We start from the raw sequence: 23869 nt of genomic DNA, 5'->3' as shown, positions 1-23869 counted from the left end.
TTTAAATTGGCTCAATCAAAATTCGGGATTTTCAGAACAGCCCCTGTATTCGCCGATGTTACCATTTGTGCATAACGTCCAAGCCAGCCAGTTTTCACTTTCGGTTCTGGTCGTTTCCATTCTTTTTTACGCTTTTCTAATTCCTCATCACTCACCCTTACTTCTAGCAAGCGTTCTTCAACATCAATACATACAATATCCCCTTGTTCAAGAAGTGCAATCATCCCGCCCGCTGCTGCTTCTGGTGAAATATGTCCTACTGAAATTCCACGTGAAGCTCCAGAAAAACGTCCATCTGTTAATAATGCAACCTCAGCACCTAATCCCATTCCAGCAATTGCTGATGTTGGTGCTAACATTTCTGGCATACCAGGGCCACCTCTTGGTCCTTCATAACGAATGACAACTACATCTCCTTTTTTCACTTTCCCAAGCATTATGCCAGCAAGTGCCTCATCTTGTGAATTAAAAATAACGCAAGGTCCTTCAAAACGCTTTACTTCTGTTGCACCGCTTTTAATAACTGCTCCATCTTTCGCAAGGTTGCCTTTTAATATACGCAATCCTCCTTCCTCACTATGAGGGTTTTCGAGAGAGTGAATAACTTCCTTATCTTTAATCTCTGCCTCAGCAATATTTTCTCTTAATGTTTGCCCAGTAGCAGTTATTCGATCAAGATGAAGTACTCCTTCTTTCCGGCTCATCTCTTTCAAAATTGCACTAATCCCGCCCGCACGATCAATATCTTCCATATGCCAATTTGAGGCTGGACTTACTTTACATAAATGAGGTACACGTCTTGAAACTGCATCAATACGGTTCATATCATAATCTAGTCCTGCCTCTTGTGCGAGTGCTAGCGTATGTAATACTGTATTCGTTGATCCGCCCATCGCCATATCAAGTGCAAAAGCATCGTCAATTGCTTCTTCTGTTACAATATCACGCGGCTTAATATCTCTTTCAATTAAAATTTTCAATTTCTCTGCTGCTTGTTTAATTAACTCTTCGCGTCTTGGATCAATTGCTAAAATACTCCCGTTACCAGGAAGAGCTAAACCTAACACTTCACATAAACAATTCATAGAGTTCGCGGTAAACATACCCGAACAAGATCCACAAGATGGACAGCCATGATCTTCAATATCTTTTAATTCTTCTTCTGAAATTTTCCCAGATTGATAAGCTCCTACTCCTTCAAAAACGGAACTCAGATCAACAACTTCCCCTTTAGATGTTTTTCCTGCTGCCATCGGGCCGCCTGAAACAAACACAGTCGGAATATTAATACGTAGTGCAGCCATCATCATACCTGGTGTAATTTTGTCACAGTTTGGGATACAAATCATGCCGTCAAACCAGTGTGCATTTACAACCGTTTCTACTGAATCTGCAATAATTTCACGACTCGGAAGAGAATAACGCATACCGATATGTCCCATCGCAATACCATCGTCAACTCCAATTGTATTGAATTCGAATGGTACCATACCTGCCGCGCGAACTGCCTCTTTTACAAGTTTCCCAAACTCGTTCAAGTGTTTATGCCCTGGAATAATTTCAATAAAAGAATTACAAATCGCTATGAAAGGTTTATCAAAATCTTCATCTTTCAAACCAGTTGCTTTTAATAAACTACGGTGCGGTGCTTTATCAAAACCTTTTTTAATCATGTCACTTCTCATCTTGTCAAATCCCCTCTTACATATTTTTCATTTATACTCTCTTACTCTATTTCTTTACTAATTCTTTCGGTGCATGAATCCAGCTCATCATTTCACGAAGCTCTGCTCCCACTTTTTCTAATTGATGATTTTGTTCTGCTTTTTTCATTGCGTTATACGTCGGACGCCCTGCTTGATTTTCTAAAATCCATTTCTTCGCAAATTCACCTTGCTGAATTTCTGTCAGAACACGCTTCATTTCCTTCTTCGTTTCATCTGTAACAATTCTCGATCCTGTTACATAATCTCCAAACTCTGCCGTATCTGAAATAGAATGGCGCATAGTCGTTAATCCACCTTCGTACATTAAGTCAACAATTAGCTTTAATTCATGCAAACATTCAAAGTATGCAATTTCAGGACGATATCCACCTTCCGTTAACGTTTCGAACCCGGCCTTCACAAGTGCAGTTACCCCGCCGCAAAGTACAGCTTGCTCACCGAATAAATCCGTTTCGGTTTCTTCTTGGAATGTCGTTTCAATTACCCCCGCACGTGTACACCCTACACCTTTTGCATACGCCAGTGCTACATGTAGCGCTGTTCCCGTCGCATCTTGATGCACTGCGACTAATGCTGGAACACCATTTCCTTCTTGAAATACACGGCGAACGAGATGACCTGGACTTTTTGGCGCGACCATCGCTACATCTACGTAACTTGGCGGATTAATTTGTCCGAAGTGAATGTTAAATCCATGTGAGAAAAGTAACATTTGTCCTTCACGAAGATTCTCTTCTACCTCTGCTTTATACACATGAGCTTGCTGTTCATCTGGCAATAACATTTGTACAACTTGTGCGGTTCGAACCGCTTCTGAAACAGACATTACTTCAAATCCATCCGCTTTCGCTACTTCATACGACTTACCAGGACGAACACCAACTACAACCTCTACACCAGAATCACGTAAATTTTGTGCTTGCGCATGACCTTGTGATCCATAACCAACTACTGCAACAGTTTTTCCTTGTAATAACTCTACATTTGCATCTTTTTCATAATATGTTTTCATATTCCATACACTCCTTATAATTTATTTACTTGCAGAACATCAATTAATTTTTTCAACTGACTAACAAGTAATGTCGCTTCATTTTCAGTACAAACTGCTGTGAGTTTCATTTCAGAAACACCACTAGTATCTCTTTCTTTTAAATGTAAAGAAGAAATATAATAACCACGCCGAGCAAAAATCCCACTTATACGTAATAAGACGCTTGGCTCGTTATGAATAACGAGTGAAAAAGTATGACTCATTCTTCCCACCTCTTCATAATCATTTCGTTATTCCCTTTGTTTGGCGGAACCATCGGAAATACGTTTTCACCTTCTTCTACACAAAAATCAACTACGACAGGACCTTCGTGAGCAAATGCTTCTAACATCACTTGTTTTGCCTCGGTTGAATTTGTTGCTCTTAATCCCTTTACTCCATAAGCTTCTGCTACTTTCACAAAATCTGGTGATCCAATTTTTGATTCTGATAAACGATTTTCATAAAACATTTCTTGCCATTGCCTTACCATCCCTAAAAATTTGTTATTTATGATAAATACTTTTACAGGGATGTTATTTTCAGCAATTGTTTGTAGTTCTTGAATGTTCATTTGAAAAGAAGCGTCACCTGCAATACAAATGACAAGTTCTTCTTTTTTAGCTAGCTGAGCACCAATTGCTGCTGGAAAACCAAACCCCATTGTTCCTAATCCTCCAGAGGTAAGGAACGTCCGAGGTTTTCTTGCTTTATAGAAGTGAGCAGCCCACATTTGATGCTGACCTACTTCTGTTGTGACAATCGCTTCACCATTCGTTAATTCACTTACTAAGTTGATTACATGCTGTGGTTTTAACTCAGATTCTTTTTGCTTATAAGAAAGTGGATATTCTTCTTTCCATGTCTTTATTTTCTGAAGCCATTCGTCTGTTTGTGTATAAATAGACATATGTAACAGCATGTGTAACGCTTTTTTTACATCACCAACAATCGGATGTTCTACAGTTACATTTTTATGAAACTCAGAAGAATCAATATCAATATGTACTTTTTTCGAGTGGGGAGAAAAAAGTTCTAATTTTCCTGTTACACGATCATCGAAGCGAACACCTAATGCAAGTAGTAAATCACAATCTGTTACCGCCATATTAGCAGCGTATGTCCCATGCATACCAAGCATCCCTAGAAACAATGGATCATCCGGTGGATATGCACCAAGTCCCATTAAAGTTGAAACGACTGGAATACGGTTCTCCCTTGCGAATTCGAAGAGTTCATCGGATCCACCTGAATGAATGACACCTCCTCCAATATAAAGAAGTGGACGCTTAGATTTTGAAATTGCTTTAGCCACCTCTCTAAGTTTCATGTTGTCTGGTACAAGTTCTGGTTTGTACCCCGGAATATCAACTTCTTCATTAAAGAAACTGGTGACTTTTGCATTTTGAACATCTTTTGGAATATCAATTAATACTGGTCCCGGGCGCCCGCTTTTGGCGATATAAAAAGCTTCTTGCACAATTCGTGATACATGATTCACATCACGAACCTGGTAATTATGCTTCGTAACAGGTACTGTAATTCCGACAACATCCGCTTCTTGAAATCCATCTTTACCAATTAAAGGCGTTGCAACTTGCCCGGTAATGACAACTAAAGGAATCGAATCCATATAAGCGTCTGCTAAACCCGTAACTAAATTTGTCGCCCCTGGGCCAGAGGTAGCAAAGACTACCCCAACCTTTCCAGAAGCTCTCGCATATCCTTCAGCCGCATGAATGGCAGCTTGTTCATGACGAGTTAAAACATGTTTCAAACCACTTTCGTATAACGCATCGTATACTGGTAAAATCGCTCCGCCTGGATAGCCGAAAACGGTCGTTACACCCAATTTCTTCAAACACTGAATCACGTGCCCAGCACCTGTCATTTCTTCATACTGTAATTTCTCATACGCTGTATACTGCTGCTTCATTTCCATTAACTCCTCTCCTTATTTACGCTAAGCTTTCCGTCAGCCCGGGAACACGTACTCCTCTTTCTCTCGTTAATTTTTTAAATTCTTCGGTCAATTGTTTCGTTACACTTCCTGGTTTCCCATCTCCAATTTCTCTGGAATCAACTTTTACAACTGGAATTAACTCCGCTGCTGTTCCTGTTAAAAATACTTCATCCGCTACATATACATCATGGCGAGTGAACGGTCTTTCCTCACATGGAATACTCAGTCGCTCACATAGCTCGATAACACTATTTCTCGTAATACCTTCTAATGCTCCTAAATAGGATGGCGGGGTTAATACTTTTCCATCTTTCACAACGAAAACATTATCACCAGAACCTTCACAAACATATCCTTGTTGATTTAACATAAGAGCCTCTAACACTCCTGCTTGTGCTGCTTCGATTTTTACAAGTACGTTATTTAAATAATTCATTGACTTAATACGTGGATCTAACGCATCTGGCGTATTACGTCTTGATGCAACAGATACAACGCTTAGCCCATTATCATAAAATTCTTGTGGGAATAACTTTAATTGTTCTGCAATGATAATTACGCTCGGCTTCACACAACTTCTCGGATCGAGCCCTAAGTCACCTTTTCCTCTTGAGACAATTAAGCGAATGTAAGCATCAGTATATTCGTTTTTTTGGAGTGTATGTAAAACTGCTTCTTCCATTTCTTCTACCGTCATTGGAATTGTTAGTAAAATAGATTTCGCTGATTCATACAATCGTTTCACATGTTCTTTTAAACAAAATACATTTCCTCCGTAACTACGAATCCCTTCAAATACACCGTCTCCGTATAAAAAACCGTGATCATATACTGAAACAACTGCCTTTTCTTTTTCTACAAATTCCCCATTCATGTAAATGTACTGGTTTCCCATCTCACATCGCTCCTCTTTTTTTCTCTATTTTTTGCAATCTATTTCTACATCGATTGCTGAGATGAGTATTTTTAACAGAATATTCAGTATATAAACCTTAAAAATATACTCGTCTCAACAATCGATTACTTACATACTTGTAGCAATCCATTGCTGAGACGAGGGAATCGTGGTACCACTCAGCTTCCTTATACTTCTCACGAAATATAAGCTCTGCAAGTCCAATTAGACTTTTGTTTTTCTATCGGGAACAACCCCGCTACTTTTTACTAGTTTTCAAAAGTAGTGCTCCAAGGTGATTTTCAATGAGTGAATTGTTACCACCCTCACAGCCTTGGGGCAGCTCTCTGAAACAATCTTTATCATTTACTCTCCTCTTCTACGCATTCTCTTCTTCTATTTTTAAAAATAAAAACTCTCGCCTCAGCAATCAACTACTACAATTTAGTAGCTTTGATTGCTGAGGCGAGAGTTTCGCGTTACCACTCAGCTTCCTTATACTTCTCACGAAATATAAGCTTTGTAGGTCCAATCAGACCTCCGTCCTTTTACCGGAGACGATGCCGCCGCCCTCTACTCAGTTTCCCTTTCGCAAGCGATGCTCCGAGGTGATCTTCAATGATTCGATTGTTACTACCCTCACAGCCTTGGAGTAGCTCTCTGAAACGATCATAATCATCTACTTTCCTCTTCTTTGCATATACAATATATAAAGTTAGAAAATTCTTAATTAACTTTTATTTGTTACACGTATTATAGGACGTTGTTCTTTTCCTTGTCAACATGTTTTTTCAAAAAAATCAAAATTCATTCTATTTATTTTTTCTCAAATCAAAATTGGAATGCATTACTTACATACACTCATATATTACTTAAGTATGTTTGCATTACTACATAAAGAAAAACTTATAAAGTTTATGAGGAGATGAGGAAACTATGTTAAAAGGGAAAGTAGCGTTAGTTACAGGAGCAAGCCGAGGAATTGGACGAGCAATCGCTAAACGTTTAGCAAATGACGGTGCATTGGTTGCTGTTCATTACGGTAATCGAAAAGATGACGCTGAAGAAACTGTTCATGAAATTCAATCAAATGGTGGCCAAGCTTTTTCTATCGGCGCAAATTTAGAATCCTTACACGGTGTAGAAAACCTTTATAAAGCTTTAGATACTGAATTACAAAAGCACACTGGTGAAACACAATTTGATATTTTAATAAATAATGCTGGCATTGGTCCTGGTGCTTTTATTGAAGAAACGACTGAACAATTTTTTGATAGAATGTTTTCAGTAAATGCAAAAGCACCATTCTTTATCATTCAACAAGCACTGCCACGTTTACGTGACAATAGCCGAATTATTAATATTTCATCCGCTGCCACCCGCATTTCTTTACCTGATTTTGTTGCATATAGTATGACGAAAGGCGCTATTAATACAATGACTTTTACGCTAGCAAAACAGCTTGGAGCACGAGGAATAACGGTGAATGCAATACTTCCAGGATTTATTAAAACAGATATGAATGCAGAACTCTTGAGCGACCCGATGATGAAGCAGTACGCTACTACTATTTCCGCTTTCAATCGCTTAGGTGAAGTAGAAGACATTGCCGATACTGCTGCATTCCTTGCTTCTCCAGACAGCCGCTGGGTTACTGGACAATTAATTGATGTGAGCGGAGGATCTTGTTTGTAAAAAACATATATTTTCAAATCTTTTTTATTGCGCAATAAAACAATTTATATAATACTATATAAAACATATACATTTAGGAGGATTACAGCAATGTCCGAAAAAACATACGAACTCGCAACCTTCGCAGGCGGTTGCTTTTGGTGCATGGTAAAACCATTTGATGAACTTCCTGGTATTCATAAAGTACTTTCTGGCTATGCAGGAGGTCATGTAGAAAACCCAACATATGAACAAGTAAAAGCTGGAACATCTGGACATTTAGAAGTTGTTCAAATTACATTCGATCCTTCTATTTTTCCTTATCAGAAATTACTAGACTTATATTGGCCACAAATCGATCCAACTGATGATGGCGGACAATTTTTTGACCGTGGTCCATCTTATCGTACCGCTATTTTTTATCATAACGAAACACAAAAAGGGCTTGCTGAAAAATCAAAACAAGCTCTTGCAGAAAGCGGTATGTTTAAAGATCCAATCGTGACTGAAATTCGTCCTGCTGCACCTTTTTACGAAGCAGAGGAATACCACCAACATTTCTATAAAAAGAATCCAGAGAAATATGCTACTGAGCAAAAAGAATCTGGGCGTGAAGACTTTATAAAAGAAAATTGGCAAAAAAAATAATAAAAACGCATCGTGCTTTTTGAGTACGATGCGTTTTTATTTTTGATAAAAGTACCATACAATTAATAGAACAATTGCTGTTAGTGACCAAAGTACTATCTCGTTTTTCACTCTATTCTTTTTCTTAGTCATTTCATTCCCTCCTAAAAACTATTGAACATATTCAATTTTTTCTTTGTTTAATTGTCCATCTTATATACGTGAATACATCCTTACAAATTCTAATAGCAAGACCACCAATAATTCCGATTGCAATGGAAATTACTAGCATCTGTCCAAAACTAAAAGAATTTGTGTACATTATGTAGAGAACGATACATATAAGTAAAACATCCGGTAAAGAAAGTAAAAACCTTTTAAGCATTCCTTTATCTCCTCTATACTTTTTAATTTATATCTTCTACTGTAATTTTGAAATAAAATTTGTTCAAAAATTCCATTTACACCCTCATTTTATGAAAAATAATAAGAATCCCTTTTCAAAAGAGATTCTTATTCAGCAGATTTAAGTTTAATTATTTTCTACATATCCTATTCCATAATTACCCCTAAAATAGAATAATATTACTAATGATTTATTGTAAATTGACTATTTGCCAGGCAACCGAATGTCGCGCCAGCTACCTACATCGCATTGGCCAAATTCATTATTACCTACCGCGATCACCGTGCCATCTGATTTTAGTCCGACTGTATGTGCACAACCAGCCGCTATCGCTACAATATCTCTCCAATCACTTACGTTACATTGACCATACTCATTCCAACCCACTGCCACCACGGTACCGTTTGATTTAAGTCCGATTGTATGATTCGTACCAGCCGCTATTGCTACAATATCTCGCCAGCCACTTACATCACACTGGTTATGTTTATCATTCCCCACTGCTGTCACCGTACCGTCTCGTTTAAGACCAACAGTATGAAGATACCCAGCCTTGACCGCTACAATACCTCTCCAGCTACTTACATTGCATAGACCATATCGATTATTCCCCACAGTCGTCAATGTGCCGTCCAATTTAAGACCGACTGTATGCCAGTCACCCGCTGTGACTGCCACAATACCTTGCCAACTGCTTACATTGCATTCTCCTTCTTTATTTCGGCCCACCGCTACTACCGTGCCATCCGATTTCAGGCCAATAGTACGACGCCACCCTGCCGCAACTGCTACAATATTATGCCAATCGTTTATATCACATTGTTCATGCTTATTCCAACCCACTGCTACCGCAGTACTGTCACATGTAAGACCGATTGTATGAGCATTACCCGTGTTCGTTGCCATATGAACATTGCCCACTGCGACTGCTTCAATATCTCGCCAGCCACTTACATTACATTCCCCTTCTTTATTCCGGCCCACCGCTACTACCGTGCCATCCGATTTCAGGCCAACTGTATGACAACGCCCCGCCGCTATCATATCTTTGGGCCATCGCTTCACTTTTTCTTTCGATAAAAGGTAATCCATGTTTTACCTCCTTGCATATAAGCAACTGTATCATAATAGATATTTTTATCAAATTTCATTATAAATCTACATTTACAAAGAAAGCTTATTTTACTTCTTCAAAAAATAAAAACCTCCAGTTTAAATACTAGAGGTTTTCTCGTTATTTCTTCAAGCGTTCAATAAAATCGTTCAATTTATCTAGCGATTTCATATTCTGATTGCAAGCTACACCATCTTTGCAAATGTAGTTTCCCTTTTTAACGAAAGTTCCTGGTACATCGCCTTTAATTTCAACTAAAAACATTCCTACTTCTTCATGTCCATGACATAACGAACAAATGCTTTTTTTATTTAAACTTTGGAACGTTCCTTGCAGACCAACAAATTTATTTTTATCATTTTTCGCTATAATAAATTTCCTGCTTGACCCCTTATCAATCCAGCTTAAATAAGATATTTCTTTCATATCCATTTCTTCCATATCAGGAAGTTTTAACTTTTTCGCTTTAGGAAATAATTTTTTTAATGTTTGTGCTGTAACTTCTTGAAACGGAATTACATACGGATTTATTTTCATTAAAAATGATTCTGCATCTTCTCTATTTTGAACTGTTAATACCGTATCAATTAACTCTTTCTGTTCATCCGTTAAATTCTCAAATACATGTATTATCTTTTCAATCGCAAGCGATTTTAACGCTTGAATTACACCTCTATCATTTGCCGTTGCATGCCCGTTTGCTAAAATATAAGCTTGTGATTTTATAAAATTATATTGATCACTTCTAATAAACGCTTCCATCTTTATCACTCCATACAAATTGTTGATCTAGTTTTATTGTATACAATGATTACGTTTTTTGATATGTAAAAGATAACTTAGAAACAAACATTACATATATCACTTATTCTCTACCGCTGCATTTCCTGACAAAAGAAGCCATCATCTGTTTTCCATTCCGCATATAATACGTCTTCAAATTTAGTAATTCCTTTTTGCTTTATTTGTTTATAAAGCCATCCTTCATCAAATCCCGCTTCCCTCAAATTATCCTTAACTACTTTTCCATCACTAATTAATGAAATTGGTAAGTATACAGGCTTATGTTTTAAACTTAAATCATTTATAGTAGGAGATTCGTATTTACTTTTTTTCAGAACGCTTATGTTTCCGTTCGGTTCCAATATCATATATTCAACTTCTCGGATTGAAAATATATCTTTTTGTTGCCTAAGCATTTGTTGTAATTGGTTTATATCCAAATGATTTACGCTTAATTGTTCACGATCAATCTTTCCGTTACGAATAATAATTGAAGGATACCCTTCAAAAAACCTTCTTGTTCCTCTTACTTTTTGTGTTATCACTTCTATAGTATAAATTAAAATTACCCAAACAAATACTGAATATAAAATAGACCATACTTTAATTTTAGGATCATATATTGAATTTCCAACGAGCTCACCTAGGACGATTGCAGAAATAAAATCAAATGGCGTTAGCTGAGATATTTGTGTTTTCCCTAATATTTTTGTAGCAATTAATAGAACAAAAAAACCAACTAAAAGCTCTATCGTTATTTGTCCAATATGATTCATATATGTTCACCTTTCTACTTTTCAAGTGCTCTGTATACCATTTAATAAAAAAACGGCACATTTTTTCTATTATCATGCCCGTTCACACCTCATATATCCAATACACATAAAACAAAAAGAGTCTGATTCAAAGTAATATATGAATCAGACTCTTTTCCTCTTATTTAGAATACACAATCTTTTTAATCGTTTCCCCAGAAAGAAAATATTCTTCTGCAAGTTGATGAATAGCAATCCCACTTTTAAACGCTTCTTTAATTGCTTTATTTCTTTCATCTAGTTGTTTTCTTCCGCCAGATCGTGTACCCCATTTATAATGTTTCGTTTCTTGTTTCGGAATGTAAATTGTTTCACCTTGTATATACTTTTGAATTTCGGTAATTAAACTCTCTGGTAAAACAGCATTAGCTTTTACGTATTTCATTTCTGCTCGCCCCTTATTTTTTATGGTTCATTTCAATAAGGTGCAAAGCCAAATATAAAAAATGATACGAGCTCATATAGGCGATTGTATATTACTTGTCTACCTCACGCAAAGTATCGCCATTTCCATACTTGGCTTTGCATGAGACGTTGCAGTGTCTGGCAATTGAATTATAATCGCCATATAAACACCTCCTAATATACCTTTTGCATTTTATTATATGATAAATTCCTTCTCCTTGCATCCACACCCTTCTTAAAGCACGAAATTACTTAGTTTGATATAATACTTTTTAACTGAATTAAAAATCATTGTGAGGTTACATTATGAAGAAAAAAATTATCATTACAATCGTTACACTATTCTTTATTATCACGGCATTATTCGGAACATACAAATTGATGAACGCAAGAAGCTTTCAATTATTTGGAGATTTAACACAACGCGTAGAAACAAATGAAAAAGTGATTGCTTTAACTTTTGATGATGGCCCTACTAACAATGTAAAACAAATATTACCGCTACTAGATAAATACAACGCTAAAGCTACTTTCTTTTTAATTGGAAATGAATTAGAGCAAAATTTATCGTTAGGAGAAGCTATCGCGCAATCTGGGCACCAACTTGGAAACCATACATATTCTCATAATAGAATGGTTTTCAAAACACCTTCTTTTATTAAAGATGAAATAGAAAAAACGAATTCATTAATCCGCCAAACAGGATTTACAGACGAAATTGATTTTAGGCCCCCTAACGGTAAGAAGTTAATAGGGCTGCCATATTATTTAAATAAAAACAATATCGAAACAATCACATGGGATCTTGAGCCCGATACTTTTTATAAATCTGCGGCTGATAAAATTAAATACGTTAATAAAAATGTAAAACCAGGTTCTATCATTTTACTGCACTCTATGTATGATGAGTCTAATGAAAATTTACAAACGATTGAAGGTATTTTAGATTCTTTATCTAAGAAGGGCTATCAGTTCGTAACAGTAAATGAATTGCAAAAAAGAGCAAAATAAAAAGGTAGCGTATCTTTGTATGATACGCTACCTTTCTTTTTATATAATGCCAAGTACATTTAAGAATACGATAATAATCGCAATTGGTGCGATATAACGAAGTAAGAATAACCATAATACGAATAGTTTATAACCTTTATTTTTACTTACACCTAGCTCTTTCATTAATACATCTTTCTTCATTTTTAAAGGAACAAAGATAGAAACTAATAATACACCAAGTGGCATTAATACGTTACTTACTGCATAGTCCGCTAAATCAAAGACTGTCTTCCCGAAAATCTTCAGATCACTTAATATACCGAATGATAATGCTGATGGTACCCCAACAACGAAGATTAATAACCCTACGATTAAGGCCATTTTTTCACGTTTCCCTTTACCTTTTGATGTTAACGATGCAACACTAATTTCTAACATCGAAATTGCTGATGTAATCGTAGCGAAGAAGAATAGTAATAAGAAAACAATGAAGAATAATTTTCCGAACGCCATTTTACTGAAAATAGCTGGCAACACGATAAATAATAGTCCCGGCCCTTGAGATGGTTCCATTCCAAATGCGAACACAACTGGGAAAATTGCAAGTCCTGCAAGTAATGTAATAACAAGAGTTAAGGCTACGATAGAAAATGCTGAACGTGGTAAGCTTTCTTCTTTCGGTAAGTACGAGCTATACGTTACCATAACGGCTACCCCGACAGATAATGAGAAGAACGATTGCCCCATTGCGTATAATATAACTTCTGATGTTACATGTGAGAAATCAGGTTGTAAGAAGAAACGAACGCCTTCTCCAGCACCATCTAATGTAAGTGCACGAACGATTAATACAAAGAATAAAACGAATAATGCTGGCATGAAATATTTATTTACTTTTTCAACACCATTTTGTACACCTTTACTTACGATGAAAATAGTAATCAGGATGAATAATAGCTGTGATCCAACTGCTAAATATGGATTGGAAATGATTTCACCAAACGTAGCTTCGTATGCTCCATTTCCTTCCCATAGTCTACCTGTAATTGCATTCCATAAATATAATAAAATCCAGCCTCCTACAACACTGTAGAAAGAAAGTAATATGAAACATGTTACAATTCCTAATTTACCTAACCAAGGCCATAACGTTTTAGGAGCAATCTCTCTATATGCATCGACAGCCTCTTTTTGTGTACTTCTTCCAATAACAAATTCAGCTAATAATAGCGGTAAACCAATTAATAATGTGAAACCGATGAAAATTAGGAAGAACGCTCCGCCTCCTCCAATGCCGGCCATATATGGGAATTTCCAAATCGCCCCAAGACCAATTGCCGAACCTGCTGCAGCTAATACGAAACCTAATTTCGATGTCCATTGCTGTGAATTCATTTGTTAATCTCCTCTCTATCTCTTTTTCTTTGTTACAATTCGGTATTTATATTGTTCTATCAATACTCTTTTCTAATACGTTCACTTCCTCCCTAATAAAAAAACGTCCCTACGTAAATACGTAGGGACGACAAAAATATCGCGGTACCACCCTAGTTGTGAAGAACACTAAGAAACCACCTAAATAAAAACGCCCCTACGCAAAAACGTAGGGACGATAAAATATCGCGGTACCACCCTAGTTATGAAGACACACCAAAGTTAGGACCTAAATAAAAAACGTCCCTACGTAAATACGTAGGGACGATAAATATCGCGGTACCACCCTAGTTGTGAAAAAATCTTCACCACTTTATTTGATAACGGTATAAACTACCGTCTTTCATTTCCTCATAATGTGAGATTTATGAAAGATGCTCCAGGACGAACTTCATGAATAATCTATATACTGATTCACACCAACCATCAGCTCTCTGAAATAGGGAGATATTCACTACTATACCCTTTCATTGCCCAAATATTATTTTCCGAATTGATTACTATCATTTTTATCACACATTAAAAATAGTGTCAACTTATATTTCGAATTTTTATGTATTACAATCTATTTCAAAATTCGAAATATAAGTTTTAGTTTAGAAAACAAGTAGCTTAGTACATAACGAATTCTAACAGGCAATAGAAAAAGAATTACGTATTATTGATACTTATTCAATAATACAAATCATCTAGAAACATAACCTGTCTCTCTGTATTCATTTTTTAAGAGTTTGATGGATACCAAGAAAATTTCGCATCACTATCCAGTGGTCTATTTTTCGTTTCTTCTTTAATTACACGAAACCATTCATTTAGAATTTGAGTTTTGGGCAATTGAGCAGCAAGGCTATCTTCCCAAATTATATGTGAGAACCAGGCTTTCGTTTCCCATTCAAACTGCAATTGTGCGAACGAAATTATAGGGTGATCAGCTCCACGAAATTGCTCATTTACTGCATTTGAAACTTCTGGAGCTTGCGGTAACAACTCGTTCTGAATTCTATTTCTTATCGTCTCATTTTCTAGCTGATTCCAGAAATACAATTGCCCATTTATTTGATAAAAAATATCAAATGAAGCCTCACCTTTCTTCAAATTCAATAACACGAAGGCACGTTCCACATCATTGTCAGCCGCTTTTACAGCATTAACAATTATATTTTGTGCCATTGATACCCAGTAACTAGTCGCTTCCTCTACCGGTGATTCAACATACAATTCTTCACTTAATTCATGAAGAGTAGCTTCTTGCTCATTTACTTTTTCAACTTTTTTAAAAAACCTATTAAAAAAACCCATAACTTCCCCCTTATTACTATTTTCTATTTCACAAAATAAAAAATAGATTTTTCTTGCTCATCCACATTTACTCCTGGCGCGTATGTATGAACTTGTTGCAACACTTCTTCTATTAGCAACTCTAACTCCTGCACACTATTATCTGGACTCCCTATTAATGTGTCCGCCATACGTTCATATAAATTTTCAGGTTTAATAGTCATTCGTTCCACATTATTAGGCATCCATTTAAACGCTGGATGATGTACATACATTTTATTCAAACCAAATAAAACACCGAATACGTTCCTTTGTACTTCGCAAATAACATCATAAAGCATAAGCCAATCTTTCCGTTTTAAAAGCGCCTTTCGATTGTGCCAACGATTACTTAACCATAGATTTTCTGAAATCATCCGTTTTGCTAGTTCATCTGGATATGCCGCTACTTTTTCTTTTAATTCATTCACTTTCCCTTCTCCATACAAACTAACACCATCATGAATGGATGATACAACACATTGTTTTTCATAACTTATATCATATTGATCCACCACATCCGAAATCACTTTCTCTACTGTCTCTGTTAAAAAGTTACTAATCTCTAATTTAATTCCCTCTTTCGTTAAATACGTTTCCGACCATTCTTCTTCCTCATACGGATGATACGATAATATTTTCCCATCAATATGATAAATAGGGGCCCTACGATCCTCATCTTCCGGCGGTGTTGACCATAAAATATGTAATTCTATATCTGAATGTTCATCTTCAAGCTTTCTAGCTACTGAACCCGCTAAAATAATAGCTTCTACTTTCGGATTTTTCCTATAAATCTCTGACATCTCTATCGCTTTCTCTTTTAATCCCATTTCATTTCCCCCTAAAATTGCAGTAATCCCCTATATTTTACTTATCCATTTCGATATTACAGCTTGCATTACCTTTTCAAATTCCTACTACATCATATTTCTATCCAAAAGCGCTGAATAACTTCACCAGTACGAGAAGAAACTACTTCATTTTCTAACACACCGCCAACCTTTTGAATCGTTTTAGCAGAACCGATATTGGATTCATCACAAGTTATTAATACTTTCTGCAATCCTAATTTTTGCGCTTCAGCTAATGCAAGTTGTAGTTGTTTCGTAGCGTAACCGTGGCGACGTTTATTTGGATGGACACTATATCCAATATGACCGCTTTCCCGTAATAATTCTGGATTTAATCTATGTCTAATATTCACAAAACCTATAAGTTCCCCTTTTTCAAAACTTAAAAACTGACTAGATGGCACTCGATTAGCTAGTAAATTTTCTCCTAGTTCTTGTTTACTCACTTTTTCAAACCATTCATCAAGAGAATCAAAGTTTTGTAAAGAACTACTTCCATGTGGTTGTTCCCCTGAGTTTAAAAACGCGTGTCTATACGCTGTAATATGCTCACTATATTCATGGGTTGGTTTTAATAGTTTCATTGTTCTTCTCCCCTCTTCATTCCATAAAACAAACACCTTAATAGCAGCTATTCACTATTAAGGTGCTTCTATCCTTTTTATTCAAATAACCCCATACTCAAATAACGTTCACCTGTATCAGGCGCAATACATAAAACTTTTTTACCAGCGCCTAGACGTTTCGCTATCATGATTGCAGCGTAAACAGATGCTCCAGAAGACGGCCCAACTAATAATCCCTCTTGTCTAGCTAAGTTTCTCATTGTCGTTAAAGCCTCTTCGTCTGCAATTTGAATAATTTCGTTATACACTTCTGTATTTAAGTTTTTCGGGATAAACCCTGGGCTTGTTCCTACTAGTTTATGAGGACCTGGCACACCACCTGATAAAACGGGTGATCCTTTCGGTTCCACTACTGCAATATATAAGTTTGGTAATTTCTCTTTTAACGTTTCACCAGTCCCTGTAATCGTTCCGCCTGTTCCTGCCGTCGCAACAAAAGCGTCCAGCTCTCCATCCATTTGTTCGTAAATTTCAAGCGCAGTCGTATAACGGTGAATATTCGGATTAGCTGGGTTTTCAAATTGTTGCGGAATAAAACTATTCGGTATTTGCTTTTGCAATTCTAACGCCTTCGCAATTGCTCCTGGCATTCTTTGTTCTGCTGGTGTTAAAACTACTTCTGCTCCGTATGCTTTCAATAAATTAATACGCTCTTTTGACATATTATCTGGCATAATTAAAATCGCTTTATACCCTTTAGCTGCTGCATTCATCGCTAAACCAATCCCTGTATTCCCGCTTGTCGGTTCAATAATTGTATCTCCTGGTTTGATGAGACCATTTTCTTCTGCAACGTGAAGTAAATTATAAGCAGCACGGTCTTTCACACTGCGCGATGGATTAAACATTTCTAGTTTCACATACACATCTGCTGCGTCTTCCGGAATAAATTTAGATAATCGGACGACAGGTGTATCTCCTATTAATTCCGTAACGTTTTCACACAATTTCATAGCGCATCCCCTATTCTATCGTTTTCTTATCACTTGGCAGTAACCATGAAGTGAGTCCAATTAATGGTAGACAACTACATAATAGCATAATAAATTGCAGGCTATATATATCTGCTAATTTCCCAAGAACTACTGCACCTAATGCTCCAAGTCCAAACGCAAGACCTACGATTAATCCTGACACCATTCCCACTTTTCCAGGTACAAGCTCTTGTGCATATACAACAATTACACTAAAACTACTTGAACTAATAAAACCAATACATAAAAATAACGGTACAACCCACACGAGCGAAACGTGAGGTAATAAAAGTGCAAGTGGAGCTGAGCCAAGCATTGAAAATACAATTATCTTTTTCTTACCGAATCGATCTGCTAACGGTCCTCCGAAGAAAGTTCCTAACACACCAGCAATCATAAATGCGAATACGAAATACTGTGCATTTTTTATAGATAAACCGTAATGCTCTATTAAGTAAAATTGATAGAAATTCCCGATACCAGCACCGTACCAAGAGCGTACAAAAGTAAGAAAAACAAGAAGTATAATAACGAATTTAATGTGTGTACTTACAATTGCATTTTCCGCCTCAAGCGCAGCTCTCTTTTTCCTTCTTACAGCGCCGGTTGCTAATTCATTTTTGTACCAATTCGATACGAAAATTAATAATACAATTCCTACTGCTGCAAATGCTGTAAAACCTAATGAACCAATTTGACCGAGCGGAACGAAAATTAGCGCTGTAAAAATTGGAGCTAAAGAATTCCCCGTGTTTCCCCCAACTTGATAAATCGCTTGCGCTAACCCTCGTTTTGCACCTGCCGCCATATACGCAACACGAGCGCCTTCTGGATGAAAGACTGCGGAACCTAAACCAATAAATAAAACAGAAATAATAACAATAATAAAGTTTGGTGCAAACGCGAGTCCAATCATTCCAAGCATACTTGAAAACATGCCGAGTGGTAATAAAAATGGTGACGGCTTCTTATCTGAATACATACCAAACACCGGTTGCATAATCGATGACGTCATATTTAATGCAAACGCAATCCACCCTACTTGCATATAGGATAAATTCATCGTTTTTTCCAAAATAGGAAACAACGCCGGCACAACTGCTTGCATCGAATCATTTAAAAAATGCCCAAAGCTAATCGCAAATAAAATTCGATATATTGTCGGTGTTTCTACAGTTTTTTTGTGTGAAACTGCCTGCATATGTGAATCTCCCCTTTCTGTACAAAATATATATTTATTACAGTAGGTGTAATAAATTCTGACTTTTGAAACATTTCCATTCTATACTGCTTTCATTTCTTTTTCCAGAAATATAACTTAACTCCCGTCATTGGCTTGCATCCTTGTAACTTTCAGCGGTAAAACAGTACAAAAAAAGACAACCCAATCACATACTGGGTTGCCTCTTACATTAAATTGCAAAATGCTTATACTTCTCGTAATCGCTCGTCTTACATTCTACCTCTAATTTCGTACCTTCGTTTTCGTAACTCGTAGATAAAACGTGTGCATGATTATTGAAATACGAAACTACCTGTCCTTGATCATATGGAATTAACATTTCACACTTCGTATATTCTTTATAAATATGGGAGCGAATCATTTCTACCAGCTCTTCAATGCCAACATGTTTCTTCGCTGATAAATAAACACGATCTTCTTGTACTTTCGGAATTTCAACATCCACCATATCTGATTTGTTATAAGCATAGATCGTTGGAATATTTTCTACTCCAATTTTCTTTAATGTTTCATTTGTAATATCAATTAATTGTTCATAATTTGGATTTGCGTAATCTACGACGTGAATAAGTAAATCCGCTTCCGCTACTTCTTCTAACGTTGAACGGAACGCTTTCACAAGATGATGTGGTAATTTACTTACAAATCCAACTGTATCTGTTAATAAGAATGATTTATTATCTGGTAAATCAATATTTCGTACAGATGTTTCTAACGTCGCGAATAACATATCTTTTTCAAATACTTGCTTTTCTTCTGTACCATTATAAATTTCAAGCATTGCATTCATCGTCGTTGACTTTCCTGCATTCGTATAACCTACTAATGCTACAACAGGTATTTCATTTTTCTTACGTTGCTTTCGCTGCGTTTGACGCTGGGCAACGAGCGCTTCTAAATCTTTATTCAAAACTGAAATTTGTTCTTCAATTTTACGACGGTCTAACTCTAACTTCTTCTCACCGACACCTTTATTTTTCGTACCAACGCCGCCACTCTGTCTCCCTAACGATTCACGAAGACCGATTAAACGAGGCATCATATACTGAAGGTGTGCTACTTCTACTTGTAGCTGTGCTTCTTTCGTTTTCGCACGTTGCGCAAAAATATCTAAAATTAAAATGGTACGATCAATTACCTTACAATCTAAATCCTCTTCTAAATTTCGAATTTGTGAAGGAGATAATTCATCATTAAAGATGACCATATTCGCATCTATTTCTTGTACATACGCTGCTACTTCTTCAATCTTTCCTTTTCCGATATAATGCGATGGATTTACTCGTTGTAAATTTTGCGTTACTTGCCCAATTACCTCTACATCACAAGCTTCCGCAAGATTTGTTAACTCTTCCATCGAATATCCAAAATCATCTTCATTACCTAAATTTACTCCAACTAAAACTGCTCTTTGTAATACTTCTTCCATATATTTATTCCTCCATTTCGATTACGTAAAATAAAAAACACAGGTCGCTGCCTGTGTTTTCGTAAACGGATAAGGGTTCACCAAAGAAATAGAAGAAAGCTATGCTTTCATCCTATTTTATAGTCAAAAAGTCCCAAGATTGTATACGTATCCACAATAAGTGTTCACCTATACAATCCCATTCTATTTATAAAGGCAAAACAAAAAGAGGGCGTATTCGTCCCTCCCTCTTTTTCACATATAAGCTTAATAAAGGGTTCCTTTAAAATAGGCAGACCAATCCCGTTCACTCTGTACACAGACAGAGCCTTTGAGCGCTATTCAATTATTGGCACAAAGTATTGAGACGTAATCTGATTAAGATCAAAGGAAGCCCCTCCGTTCATTTTAAGTTACATAAAGTGTAGCATAAGTAATTCGCTTTCACAAGGTTTAACAACCTATATCACACTAAAGAAAATCTTTATATTTTTACTTTAATCGTCATTTTTTGCGAGTTTTTCTCACAATAAAAATAACAAAAACAATCATCAATAACAAACCAATGGAAATAATAGCAACTTGCCGCCAATTTAAACCGCTCACCATCTCACCTTTTAAATCCACTTTCTTCGTCGGAACAGACTCTTTTGCAATTTGACTTAAAGCTGCTTTGTCCGCCCCTGCCTCATCCAATCTCTTCGTTCCACTACAACTATTTGTGTATAATTGTTTTTCTGATCCTCTTTGAGTAGAAAATACTAAGTACTCTCCTCCTTCTACAAAGCGAAACATACAATCACCACCCTTTGTATATACGATAATTTGCGAAGAAGTTGTCCCTTTCCAAATTTTCTTCACTTCAAATAACACTTCAGTTCCAACCCCTTCTTTCCTTCCAACCTCAATTACTTTTCCCTCAAACACTACATCGTTTTTTTGAAATGCATCTTCTGTTGATACTTTAATACAATCACAAGCATAAGATTTCTCAGGAAAAATAATAAGAATAAAGCTACAAATGATGACGACAGGAAACATGTGTAAAATCCTTTTCAAGGAGCTTAACTCCCTTCATTATCAATTTTAGAAACTTCTCGTATATTATTTTTACAGCACTCGCCAAATTCCTTCATAGTAAGTTAAGTATTATCGTTTTAATACAACAAAAATCTTTATTGACATTTTTATAACCTGATATTAGTATCAGGTTATAAAAATAAAAGTTAGGAGATGTTCCTATGCATTCTAAATCTCGTATTACTGCAATTGGTACTTATGTTCCAGATCAAATATTGTCTAATAACGATTTAGAAAAGATGGTCCATACGAATGATGAATGGATTGTACAAAGAACAGGAATAAAGGAAAGAAGAATCGCTAGCGACGAAGAATACTCCTCAAACTTAGCCATTAAAGCAATTGAAAATTTATGTACAACATATAAGAAAAACTTAGAAGATGTCGACTGTATCATTGTCGCTACTACTACTGCTGATTACGTTTTCCCTAGTGTTGCTTGCCAAATACAACAATACTTCAACATACCTCATACACTAGCTTTTGATTTAAATGCAACTTGTGCTGGTTTTACATATGGACTACACGTCGGTAATAGCTTAATCACTTCTGGATCACATGAAAAAGTACTTGTCGTAGCGACAGAGATATTATCTAAAGTTACTGATTATACCGATAGAACGACCTGTATTTTATTCGGTGATGGTGCTGGAGCTATTTTATTAGAAAGAGATGAAAACACCCAAAGCTTTATCGCTGCTCACATGGGAACAAACGGTGATGGCGGCATTCATCTATATAGAACAAACTTATCTACTACTATGAATGGCACATCACTGCAAACAAATGAAAAAATCGTTCAAAATGGAAGAGAAGTATATAAATGGGCAACACGCACAGTACCAAAAGGCATAAAAAATTTATTACATACCGTAAATATGCAAGTAGATGATATAGACTGGTTCATACCCCACAGCGCTAACTTACGAATGATCGAATCTATTTGCGAAAAATCTCAAATTCCAATACAAAAAACATTAACGAGCGTGGAATATATGGGGAATACCTCTTCAGTCACCATTCCACTCGCTTTAAATTTAGCTATAAAAGAAGGGAAATTAAATAACGGAGACACACTTTTACTATACGGATTTGGTGGCGGACTTACGCATTTAGGGCTTATTGTAGAGTGGAATTTAATTTAAGTGTATAAAAAGAGGCTCTAGTCAGTAACTAGAACCTCTTTTTCATTTAATTTCTTGCCCCTTTTCGAGACCATATCACAACAGGAATAAGTAATAACGCTAACACGCCTCCAGCCAATGACAATGCCGCATAACTTGAATTCGCTACTACCATACCTGACATTGCTCCACCAGAAGCTCCAGCTAGCGCAATAAAAACATCTATTTTCCCTTGTGTTTTAGCACGTGTAGACGGTGTTGTGGAATCAACGATTTGTGCTGTACCACTTATCAATCCGAGGTTCCATCCTAGCCCAAGTAAAGACAGAGCAACGATTAATAATAATAAAGAATCACTTGGCGCTATCGCAGCTATGACACCCGCTGCAAGTAAAATCACTCCACCAGCTATGCTCATTGTAGTTCGGCCAATTTTATCAATTAACATTCCTGTAACGAGAGATGGAAGATACATTGCACCTACATGAAAACCTATCACAAGTCCTACTGCACTTAAACCGTGACCGTGGTGTCCCATATGAACTGGCGTCATCGTCATAATCGCAACCATCACTATTTGCGTAAGTATCATTACGATTGCTCCAACTGTAATACCTCGTTTATTTTCTTTCGCTTCTTCTGTTATTGGTTGTCCTTTATATGTATGTTCCTGTTTATATCTTTCTATAATGTTAGCAATAATCAAAGGATCTGGACGAAGCATAACAAAAAGAACTAGACCCGCCAGTATAAATGCTGCTGCCGATAGTATGAACGGACCTGCAAGTTTAGGAACTCCAATTGAATGAGCAAAACTTCCCATTACCCCTACTAAATTTGGTCCTGCAACTGCACCGAAAGTCGTCATTACCATCGTAATACTAACAGCCGTTGCTCTCTGCTTCTTATCTGCTAAATCTGTACCTGCATAACGAGCTTGTAGATTTGTGGCTGTACCGGCACCATATATAAGTAAAGAAATAAGTAAAAGAATAATACTATTTGTTAAAGCTGCCATTACAACACCAATTGCTCCAAATCCGCCTACTATAAACCCTGTTGCAAGACCTATCCGGCGTCCATATCGTTGCGAAAGCTTCCCTACTATGAAAGCTGCTAATGCCGATCCTAATGTAAACATAGCAGTTGGTAATCCTGCAAATGCATCTGTTCCAAGCATTTGCTGCGCAAGAAGTGCTCCCACTGTAATACCAGCAGCTAGTCCTGCACCGCCAAACATTTGTGAAATGCTGACGATTATTAACGTTCGTTTGTATAGTTTTTGTTGCTCTTCTTCTGTGTACACATGATTATCTATTAAAGCCCCTGCCTTATCTAGCAATTCCCCATCCTCCTTTTAAAATTAATCCTCTT

General features: G+C 36.6%; 23 protein-coding genes and 2 other annotated features. Of the genes, 4 read left to right on the top strand and 19 right to left on the bottom strand.

Features of this window, described 5'->3' with window-relative positions; all coding sequences use genetic code 11:
* Positions 1 to 11: 11 nt before the first annotated feature.
* The 5 genes from ilvD to ilvE are packed head-to-tail and all read right to left on the bottom strand — an operon-like array spanning position 12 to position 5618.
* Entirely contained in the window at positions 12 to 1685 is a 1674-nt protein-coding gene (gene ilvD, locus N2V79_RS09205) for a dihydroxy-acid dehydratase (RefSeq protein ID WP_001255815.1), read from the bottom strand.
* 46 nt (positions 1686 to 1731) lie between these two features.
* Positions 1732 to 2739, bottom strand: coding sequence for a ketol-acid reductoisomerase (ilvC, locus tag N2V79_RS09200; RefSeq protein WP_000861143.1), 1008 nt, complete (start codon positions 2737 to 2739; stop codon positions 1732 to 1734).
* Between the two features lie 14 nt (positions 2740 to 2753).
* Entirely contained in the window at positions 2754 to 2984 is a 231-nt protein-coding gene (locus N2V79_RS09195) for an ACT domain-containing protein (RefSeq protein ID WP_000019909.1), read from the bottom strand.
* Entirely contained in the window at positions 2981 to 4696 is a 1716-nt protein-coding gene (ilvB, locus tag N2V79_RS09190; protein ID WP_142947167.1) for an acetolactate synthase large subunit, read from the bottom strand. The genes N2V79_RS09195 and ilvB overlap by 4 nt, the downstream gene beginning before the upstream one ends.
* A gap of 22 nt (positions 4697 to 4718) precedes the next feature.
* Positions 4719 to 5618, bottom strand: a complete 900-nt coding sequence (gene ilvE / locus N2V79_RS09185; RefSeq protein ID WP_000528161.1) for a branched-chain-amino-acid transaminase — start codon at positions 5616 to 5618, stop codon at positions 4719 to 4721.
* 151 nt (positions 5619 to 5769) lie between these two features.
* Positions 5770 to 6009, bottom strand: a binding site (T-box leader).
* 545 nt (positions 6010 to 6554) lie between these two features.
* On the opposite strand from ilvE, the gene N2V79_RS09180 reads away from it, so the two are divergent.
* Together N2V79_RS09180 and msrA are read left to right on the top strand one after the other, a co-directional pair.
* Positions 6555 to 7313 (top strand): SDR family oxidoreductase, encoded by a 759-nt coding sequence (locus tag N2V79_RS09180; protein WP_088021945.1) that lies wholly within the window; start codon positions 6555 to 6557, stop codon positions 7311 to 7313.
* 90 nt (positions 7314 to 7403) lie between these two features.
* Complete coding sequence (msrA, locus tag N2V79_RS09175) at positions 7404 to 7940, top strand: peptide-methionine (S)-S-oxide reductase MsrA (RefSeq protein ID WP_001291883.1); 537 nt, start codon at positions 7404 to 7406, stop codon at positions 7938 to 7940.
* A gap of 163 nt (positions 7941 to 8103) precedes the next feature.
* Here msrA and N2V79_RS09170 read toward each other — a convergent pair whose 3' ends face one another.
* The 5 genes from N2V79_RS09170 to N2V79_RS09150 form a co-directional block, all read right to left on the bottom strand.
* Positions 8104 to 8304, bottom strand: coding sequence for a hypothetical protein (locus tag N2V79_RS09170; RefSeq protein WP_000919314.1), 201 nt, complete (start codon positions 8302 to 8304; stop codon positions 8104 to 8106).
* Between the two features lie 225 nt (positions 8305 to 8529).
* On the bottom strand, positions 8530 to 9417 hold the full coding sequence (locus tag N2V79_RS09165; protein WP_340719791.1) for an RCC1 domain-containing protein: 888 nt from the start codon (positions 9415 to 9417) through the stop codon (positions 8530 to 8532).
* 142 nt (positions 9418 to 9559) lie between these two features.
* Positions 9560 to 10201 (bottom strand): FusB/FusC family EF-G-binding protein, encoded by a 642-nt coding sequence (locus tag N2V79_RS09160; RefSeq protein WP_000387074.1) that lies wholly within the window; start codon positions 10199 to 10201, stop codon positions 9560 to 9562.
* A gap of 110 nt (positions 10202 to 10311) precedes the next feature.
* Complete coding sequence (locus N2V79_RS09155; protein WP_001015543.1) at positions 10312 to 10998, bottom strand: DUF421 domain-containing protein; 687 nt, start codon at positions 10996 to 10998, stop codon at positions 10312 to 10314.
* 160 nt (positions 10999 to 11158) lie between these two features.
* Positions 11159 to 11422 carry a CD3324 family protein gene (locus N2V79_RS09150; protein WP_000878325.1) on the bottom strand — a complete coding sequence of 88 codons (264 nt, stop codon included), beginning with the start codon at positions 11420 to 11422 and terminating at the stop codon, positions 11159 to 11161.
* A gap of 326 nt (positions 11423 to 11748) precedes the next feature.
* Here N2V79_RS09150 and N2V79_RS09145 point away from each other — a divergent pair, with 326 nt between their 5' ends.
* On the top strand, positions 11749 to 12453 hold the full coding sequence (locus tag N2V79_RS09145; RefSeq protein WP_000726858.1) for a polysaccharide deacetylase family protein: 705 nt from the start codon (positions 11749 to 11751) through the stop codon (positions 12451 to 12453).
* 39 nt (positions 12454 to 12492) lie between these two features.
* Here N2V79_RS09145 and N2V79_RS09140 read toward each other — a convergent pair whose 3' ends face one another.
* From N2V79_RS09140 to N2V79_RS09105, 8 genes are all read right to left on the bottom strand, one after another.
* Positions 12493 to 13830, bottom strand: coding sequence for a sodium-dependent transporter (locus N2V79_RS09140; RefSeq protein WP_001088187.1), 1338 nt, complete (start codon positions 13828 to 13830; stop codon positions 12493 to 12495).
* Between the two features lie 296 nt (positions 13831 to 14126).
* Positions 14127 to 14349 (bottom strand) — a binding site (T-box leader).
* Between the two features lie 243 nt (positions 14350 to 14592).
* Positions 14593 to 15168, bottom strand: a complete 576-nt coding sequence (locus N2V79_RS09135) for a hypothetical protein (protein ID WP_069355396.1) — start codon at positions 15166 to 15168, stop codon at positions 14593 to 14595.
* Positions 15169 to 15191: 23 nt separating this feature from the next.
* Positions 15192 to 16019, bottom strand: coding sequence for a DUF4037 domain-containing protein (locus N2V79_RS09130; protein ID WP_265938596.1), 828 nt, complete (start codon positions 16017 to 16019; stop codon positions 15192 to 15194).
* A gap of 92 nt (positions 16020 to 16111) precedes the next feature.
* Positions 16112 to 16624 carry a GNAT family N-acetyltransferase gene (locus N2V79_RS09125; RefSeq protein ID WP_053564776.1) on the bottom strand — a complete coding sequence of 171 codons (513 nt, stop codon included), beginning with the start codon at positions 16622 to 16624 and terminating at the stop codon, positions 16112 to 16114.
* 77 nt (positions 16625 to 16701) lie between these two features.
* A complete protein-coding gene (cysK, locus tag N2V79_RS09120) occupies positions 16702 to 17619 on the bottom strand; it encodes a cysteine synthase A (RefSeq protein ID WP_000762271.1) in 918 nt (305 codons plus the stop codon).
* A 10-nt stretch (positions 17620 to 17629) separates the two neighbouring features.
* Entirely contained in the window at positions 17630 to 18841 is a 1212-nt protein-coding gene (locus N2V79_RS09115; RefSeq protein ID WP_086406592.1) for an MFS transporter, read from the bottom strand.
* Positions 18842 to 19052: 211 nt separating this feature from the next.
* Positions 19053 to 20312 carry a GTPase HflX gene (hflX, locus tag N2V79_RS09110; protein WP_098127348.1) on the bottom strand — a complete coding sequence of 420 codons (1260 nt, stop codon included), beginning with the start codon at positions 20310 to 20312 and terminating at the stop codon, positions 19053 to 19055.
* A gap of 483 nt (positions 20313 to 20795) precedes the next feature.
* On the bottom strand, positions 20796 to 21332 hold the full coding sequence (locus tag N2V79_RS09105; protein ID WP_142238795.1) for a cobalamin biosynthesis protein CbiN: 537 nt from the start codon (positions 21330 to 21332) through the stop codon (positions 20796 to 20798).
* Between the two features lie 200 nt (positions 21333 to 21532).
* On the opposite strand from N2V79_RS09105, the gene N2V79_RS09100 reads away from it, so the two are divergent.
* Positions 21533 to 22516 (top strand): ketoacyl-ACP synthase III, encoded by a 984-nt coding sequence (locus tag N2V79_RS09100; RefSeq protein WP_098127350.1) that lies wholly within the window; start codon positions 21533 to 21535, stop codon positions 22514 to 22516.
* A gap of 46 nt (positions 22517 to 22562) precedes the next feature.
* Here the strand turns inward: N2V79_RS09100 and N2V79_RS09095 are convergent, their stop codons facing one another.
* Complete coding sequence (locus N2V79_RS09095; protein ID WP_000884513.1) at positions 22563 to 23837, bottom strand: MFS transporter; 1275 nt, start codon at positions 23835 to 23837, stop codon at positions 22563 to 22565.
* Positions 23838 to 23869 lie beyond the last annotated feature (32 nt).

The sequence above is a fragment of the Bacillus sp. CH_70 genome, from assembly GCF_038007045.1.
Lineage (GTDB): Bacteria > Bacillota > Bacilli > Bacillales > Bacillaceae_G > Bacillus_A > Bacillus_A cereus.
This window is presented reverse-complemented; position numbering and strand designations above follow the sequence as displayed.